Here is a 6,590-nt window from a genome sequence, read left to right as displayed (position 1 = left end):
TGCCACGCTGGAGCGCGATTCGTCGCCGCTGAAGAAAAAACTTAGCGCAGATCAGGCAAAAGGCGTGCAGTGGATTAAGCCAGAGTTGGTCTGCGAAGCCGAGTTTGCCGAATGGACCCGTGACGGGATTTTACGTCATGCGGCATTTATCGGCCTGCGCAGCGATAAACCGGTAAGTGAAGTCGTCCATGAGCATCCACGTTCCCCCGAGAAACCGAGCGCCAAACCCAAATCCCGCGCGGTTAAAGGCGATCCAATTGCCGCTAAGACCAAAGGCAAGATCAACGTCGCAGGAGTTGGTATCAGCCACGCGGAGCGGGTCATTGACGATGAAAGCGGCACACAGAAAATTCAGTTGGCGCAGTTTTATGAGTCCATCGCCGATTGGATTTTGCCGCACCTGGACAAGCGTCCTGTGGCCTTACTGCGCTGCCCTGAAGGTGTCAGCGGTGAGCAGTTTTTTCAAAAACATGCGGATCAATTGGCTATTCCCAATATAAAGCAGCTGGCACCCGGCCTTGACCCTGGCCATGCACGTTTGATGGAAATTGACTCGCTAAAAGCGTTGGTCGGCGCAGCGCAGATGGGCACCATTGAATTTCATACGTGGGGTGCCACCAGCGACAAAATTGAAACCCCTGACCGCATGATTCTGGACCTTGATCCCGACCCTGCATTGCCGTGGCGAAGCATGCTCGAAGCCACCCAAATGACCTTAAGCGTGCTCGATGAGTTGGGCTTGCAGGGGTTTCTGAAAACCAGTGGTGGGAAAGGCATGCACATCATCGTGCCGCTGGCCCGGCATGCGGGGTGGGATGAGGTCAAAGGCTTTGCCAAAGCCATCGCCCAATTTATCACCCGACAAATACCCGAGCGTTTCACGGCCACCATGGGTCCGAAAAATCGCGTGGGTAAAATCTTCATCGACTACCTGCGCAACACCCGGGGCGGCAGCACCGTTTGCGCGTACTCCGTGAGAGCCAGGCCGGGTTTACCTGTCTCTGTGCCCATAAGTCGTGAAGAGTTAGACGGTTTGAAGTCGGCTCAGCAATGGAATGTCGGCAATCTTCATGATCGACTCGACAGCCTCAAAACTGATCCTTGGACGGGTTATAAAAACCGGCAGCGGATTACCAGGAAGATGTGGAAACAGCTGGAAATCGAAGAAAGGTAATGATTGGCCGACCTCCCAGCAATCTCGCTCAAGCTCGGCCCAAAGGAGATAATAAAAATGTTCCTAAATTGGTCAGACCTAGTTGGTACTATTCAAAAAAGCTTCGGCTCGTTAGCCAAGTCCAATCCGAAGATGGTGCGTGCGTATACGGCGCTGGATGACGCCGCGGCAGAAAACAATGTATTGGACGCCAAAACCCGGGAATTGATTTCCCTGGCGGTGGCGATCACCACTCGCTGTGACGGCTGCATCGGCGCGCATTCCGCTGCCGCGATCAAGGCCGGTGCGACCCGAGAAGAAGTCGCTGCGGCGCTTGCGACGGCTATCTCATTAAACGCCGGTGCCGCGTATATCTACTCGATGCACGCGCTTGAAGCGTATGACGCGCTAAGTGGTAATAGCCGATAGACCTTTGAAATTTCTGTGGGAGGCCGCCCTGCGGTGTATCAAGAAAACGGCGCTGCCGGCTTCCCGAATGAGTTCGGTCCCACAGAATCTCGGCTTACTTTTTAACCGGCGCAGGCAGCGTTACCAACGACACGTACTCATCCCAGAATTTTTTCTGATCAATGCCGAACACCACTTTGGCCTTCTGTGTGCCTACTGGCGCGCCTTTTTTGTAACCCAACGCTCGGCCGTAATCCGGACCGAAATGGGTGTCGACGTCGACCCACATGTCCTTGGCGTCAGTCACCATCTCTGGATGCACCAGAAACAGTGCGGGCAAGCTGTCCCACGTGAAGCTGTGGTAGCTCGGGTCTTTGGCGAAGGTCGGACCGAGTACGCTCTTGTACAGGTCTGGAATTACCCCTGTTTTCGCGACAATGCGTTTATAGACCGAAGCGTCGAACATGACTTTCTCGCAGACATCGTTGGGAAATATCACGTGTTCAATGGGTTGGCGCAGCACGATCCTGGCGGCTTCCGGGTCGAACCACCAATTGAATTCCGCGGCGGGGGTGGTGTTGCCGGGAATCTCGATGGCGCCACCCATGTATACGATGCGCTTGATCAACGGCACGATTTCCGGCGCAGTCCGAATCGCCAGTGCGATGTTGGTCAACGGGCCGACCGCGAGCAAGGTCACTTCATGGGGGTTGTGTTTTACGCTGTCGATAATGAACTGGGCGGCGGACTCTGTACGCAATTTGGTATGGGTCGCCAGGCCATCGGGCGGCGCTATTAACTGGCTTGCGGAGGTCGGCCTAGGGTTCTTGAATGCTCCGGGCCAGCCGGAGCCGAACAAGGCTTTTTCCTGTTCATAGGTGGCGTAATCGTGGACCAGCGGATACGCCGCGCCGGAGTAAACCCCCACCTGTTTTTCCACGCCCATACGCTCTACCGCTTTGAGCGCATCGACCTGTTCCTGATCGACCCAGGCGTTGCCGCTGACCAAGGTCATACCCAGTAATTCAATGCGCTTCTGCGCGTGCAACTGGGCCAGCATGATGAAGGCCTGACCGTCATCATTGAGTACGTTGAAATCGGTGTCGAAGATGACTTTCTCTGCGGCCTGCAGCGAGCCGGCTGAGAGCCCGACCGCCAGTGCCAGGGTACATCCTTTGAAAAATCCGAGCATGTCGTGTTTACCTTTTATGGCATGGCTGGACGTTGGCACGCCGAACACTTTCGGTGGCGTGCCACTCAAACACTCAGCGTTAGCGGTTGACTAGTTTTGCCGGTAGTGCGACCACCAACAGGCTGCTGAGGATCAGGCAACCAGCGAAGAACCACAGCGCTCCGGCGCTGCTGCCCGTTACGTCGATAGCGATGCCCATTAACGAGTTGCTGACCAACCCGGCGATGTTCGCCAGCGAGCATGCCAAGGCGAAGCCAGTGGCCGCTGCGCGACCTTTCAGGAAGGTCGCTGGCAGGCTGAAGAACACCGGCACGGCACCGATAATGGCGGCAGAGGCAATGGCGAACAGCGCCACGGTGGCAACCAGGTTATGGGTAAAGAATGTGCTGCTGGCCATGGCTGCCGAACCGATCAGGAACGGCACGATGATGTGCCAGCGGCGTTCGCGATGACGGTCCGAACTGGCACCGATCAGCAACATGCCGATTAGCGCGGCGACACTCGGCAGCGCGGTCAACACGCCGATGTGGAACGTATCGACTACGCCGGCATTACGGATGAACGTTGGCATCCAGAAGCCCATGGCGTAAGCGCTGAGCAGAATCGAAAAGTCGATACCGCCGAGCATCCAGACTTTGATGTTGAAAAAGCCGTCACGAAAGCTGTGCTTGCTGTCTTTGCCCTCGACGTCGTCCAGACGCAGCTCACTTTCCAGCAGGCTCTTTTCGGTGTCGTCCAGCCACTTGGCTTCGGTGTGATTATTGGGTAATGCCCAGAAGGTGAGAATCCCTAGCAGCACGCTGGGCACTGCCTCGACCACGAACAACCACTGCCAGCCGCGCAGACCGGCTGCGTGGTCGAAGCTGCCCATGATCCAGCCGGACAATGGACCGCCGATCACGCTGGAGAGCGGCAAACCAATCATGAACAACGCAATGATTCGCCCGCGCCGGTAGGTCGGAAACCACGTGGTCAGGTAGAACAGCACGCCCGGCAGAAAGCCCGCTTCGGCAGCACCGAGCAGAAAGCGCAGGATGTAAAACTGGGTGGAGGAGGTGACGAGCATGGTGCAGGCTGAGAGCAAGCCCCAGGTGATCATGATGCGGGCGATCCAGATTTTTGCCCCGACCTTTTCCAGTATCAGATTGCTCGGTACTTCGAAGAGGATATAGCCCACGAAAAACAGGCCGGCGCCCAGGCCGAATGCGGTTTCGCTAAGGTGCAGTTGGTCGAGCATTTGCAGCTTGGCGAAGCCGATGTTGATCCGGTCCAGATAGGCGGCCAAGTAACAGAAACACAGGAATGGAATCAGCTTCCAGGTGATCTTTCGGTAAAGCGCTTGAATCGGGTCCGCGACGGTGGTCGCAGCGGTTGCATTCGCAATGGGCATGGGTGTCTCCTGGCGGTGACTTATGGTTGTTGTATAGCCGCATATTTGGTCTTTGGCAGCACCGAACGTGCGACTTCCAAAGGCAGTGTCAGAAGGGTTGCAGTAGCGCGATCTTTGTCGCTTATTTTATAAAACAATCATACAAAATCCCGGGCTGGCGAAGCCAACCACAGGGTCGGGTTAGTCAGGTCTTTTCAAATTCTGCCATTGCTTCCTGCTTACTCACCACATCGCCGTATTTGCTGTCGATGTCGAACAGGTTGGCTTCGTGTGGTGCAGGGTGACGGTCGCCGACGCATTCGCGTACGACAATGGTTCGAAAGCCGTGCTGCACCGCATCTACCGCTGTCGCGCGGATGCAGCCGCTGGTGGAACAACCGGCCAACACCACGGTGTCGATCCCTTGGGCGTGTAGCATTGAGGCTAGGCTGGTGCCAAAAAATGAACTGGCGTATTGCTTGCTAATCACCACTTCGTCGGCGTTGGGTAGCACTTGCTCGCAGAACGCCGCCAGTGGATTGCCCTCGACCATGTCTTTCATCACCGGGGCTTTTTTCACCCACATCCCGCCGTCGGCAAAGTGCCCTGGATGGTAGCGAATATTGGTGTGCACGACCGGGATGTTGTGCTGCCGGGCGCAGGCCAGTAACTCGACACTTTCGGCCACAGCGGTGACCACCCCTGGCGCGAATAACGGCGCGCCTTCAAGGACGTAGCCCTGCATGAAGTCGATCATCAACAACGCGGGTTTGCTGCCGAAACCGATGCGTTGGCCCCATACGCCTTGGTAGTTGGCGTCCGCTGTTTGTTCTTCGCTCATGAGTTGATCCTTCTGTCAGCTAAGGGGTGTGCCAAGAAAATCACCGAAGGCAGCAAAGAAACCCTCAAGGTCATCCCACGGAATCATGTGCCCTGCATTCGGCACGTGGGCGATCTGGATGGTGGGTTGAAGTTGGCGAATTTCTGCCTCGTCGTCTGCTTGAATGACACCGCCACGACCCGCGACCATCAACAACGCCGGGGCCGGTAAATGGGGAAGGTCCTGGTGGAAATCGACATCGTGAAAGTCATTGAAGGCACGGACGATTGCCGGTTCGTAGCAGGTGTGCAGCCATTCGGCGCGGACCTGCAATTGAGCATCGGTCCACGTCGGGCAGAAGGCTCGCATGGCCTCGGCGTCCATCCCGCTCAACGACTGACGGATCGAGTCCACGTACCACGGTAACTTGCTCGGGTACTCACGGCGCCCAGGGCCAGACACGGGTGGGTCGATCAGCACTAGGCTTTTCAAGCCTTTCGGGTGACGCACGGCACTGCGCGCGGCAAACCGGGCGCCCATGGAATGTCCCAGCAAATGATAGGCATCAATGCCCATTGCCTCGGCAAACGCGGCGATGTCATCGGCGCAGGCGTCGGTGCCGTAGTCCAGGTCCGGACCCGTAGAGGACAGGCCGCGGCCACGGGCGTCGAGTACGTAAGTGTCGAAAGACTGGCCTAGCCGCTCTGCGACGAATCCCCAGGTAATGGCTGGGCTGGTGATGCCAGGAATCAGCAGCACCGCCGGTCTGTTCGTTGTGCCTTGGCCGCCGTAACGCAGGTAATGCTGCCGGATGCCGTTGGCCTGGACGTTGCCGCCCTGGATGAACGTACTCACGCCGCCACCCCGGATTTCAAGGTGTGGGCATAGAGGTCATAACCGTAAACCCAGGCCGGATCTTCCTGGGTGCGCAGCCAGGTGTTGGCGTTGGATACCGCCTGCACGCGGGAGGCGCGGTCTTTGCGGTTGGTTTCGTAAAGATCAAAGGCGGTGCGGTAATCGGTGAGGCCTGTTTCCTGCAGGCAGCGGGTCAACATTGCGGCGTCTTCGATGGCCATGCCTGCGCCTTGGGCCATGTGCGGTTTCATCGGGTGGCAGGCATCGCCCAGCAACACCAAGCGACCCCGGCTCCACAACGGCAACGGATTGCGATTGAGCAGCGGCCATTTGGTCACGCTGTCGGTGGACTCGATCAGCGCCTGAACGGTGGGGTGATAGCCTGCGAACGCTTCACGCATTTCATCGCGGCTGCTGTCGACCCAGTTGCCGGCGAAATCCCAGGCTGGGTGCGGCACGCCGGTGACGTAGTAGTACTCATCGCGCTTGCCGGTGGTGTGATAGACCATCATGTGGCGATCGTCACTCCACCACTTCACGCAGTTTTCGAAGTCCAGCTTGTACTTGGTCAGCACCTCGCTTGGGATCAGTGCGCGGTGGGCGACCCAGCCGCTGTACAGCGGTTTTTCCTGACCCAGCAACTCTTCGCGAATGCGTGAGTTGATGCCATCGGCGCCAATCACGATGTCGGCCTCGGCGCTGGTGCCGTCGCTGAAATTCAGACGTACCTGGGCGCCAGTTTCCTCGATAGTCGTCAGGCATTTGTTGAAGTGCACGGTGCCGGGAGCGATGG

At 57.5% G+C, this 6,590-nt stretch carries 7 protein-coding genes; 2 read left to right on the top strand and 5 right to left on the bottom strand.

The window, feature by feature from the left end:
• Together ligD and M0974_RS29450 are read left to right on the top strand one after the other, a co-directional pair.
• The coding region (gene ligD / locus M0974_RS29455) for a DNA ligase D (RefSeq protein ID WP_297845362.1) at positions 1-1,174 on the top strand (1,174 nt) is incomplete at its 5' end.
• A gap of 57 nt (positions 1,175-1,231) precedes the next feature.
• Positions 1,232-1,582 carry a carboxymuconolactone decarboxylase family protein gene (locus M0974_RS29450; protein WP_297845361.1) on the top strand — a complete coding sequence of 117 codons (351 nt, stop codon included), beginning with the start codon at positions 1,232-1,234 and terminating at the stop codon, positions 1,580-1,582.
• A gap of 94 nt (positions 1,583-1,676) precedes the next feature.
• Here M0974_RS29450 and M0974_RS29445 read toward each other — a convergent pair whose 3' ends face one another.
• From M0974_RS29445 to M0974_RS29425, 5 genes are all read right to left on the bottom strand, one after another.
• The gene (locus M0974_RS29445) at positions 1,677-2,753 is read right to left on the bottom strand and encodes a nucleoside hydrolase (RefSeq protein WP_297845360.1); all 1,077 of its coding nucleotides are present in this window, start codon (positions 2,751-2,753) and stop codon (positions 1,677-1,679) included.
• A 79-nt stretch (positions 2,754-2,832) separates the two neighbouring features.
• Entirely contained in the window at positions 2,833-4,143 is a 1,311-nt protein-coding gene (locus M0974_RS29440) for an MFS transporter (RefSeq protein WP_297845358.1), read from the bottom strand.
• A 184-nt stretch (positions 4,144-4,327) separates the two neighbouring features.
• The gene (locus tag M0974_RS29435; protein ID WP_297845357.1) at positions 4,328-4,963 is read right to left on the bottom strand and encodes an N-carbamoylsarcosine amidohydrolase; all 636 of its coding nucleotides are present in this window, start codon (positions 4,961-4,963) and stop codon (positions 4,328-4,330) included.
• A gap of 15 nt (positions 4,964-4,978) precedes the next feature.
• Complete coding sequence (locus M0974_RS29430) at positions 4,979-5,797, bottom strand: alpha/beta hydrolase (protein WP_297845355.1); 819 nt, start codon at positions 5,795-5,797, stop codon at positions 4,979-4,981.
• Positions 5,794-6,590 (bottom strand): FAD-dependent monooxygenase (locus tag M0974_RS29425; protein WP_297845354.1); only part of this gene is annotated, 797 nt, incomplete at its 5' end. The genes M0974_RS29425 and M0974_RS29430, both read right to left, overlap by 4 nt.

It is taken from the genome of Pseudomonas sp., from assembly GCF_026224925.1.
In the GTDB taxonomy this organism is placed as follows: domain Bacteria; phylum Pseudomonadota; class Gammaproteobacteria; order Pseudomonadales; family Pseudomonadaceae; genus Aquipseudomonas.
The sequence above is the reverse complement of the archived record's forward strand: the minus strand, read 5'-3'. Positions and strand labels throughout refer to the sequence as shown.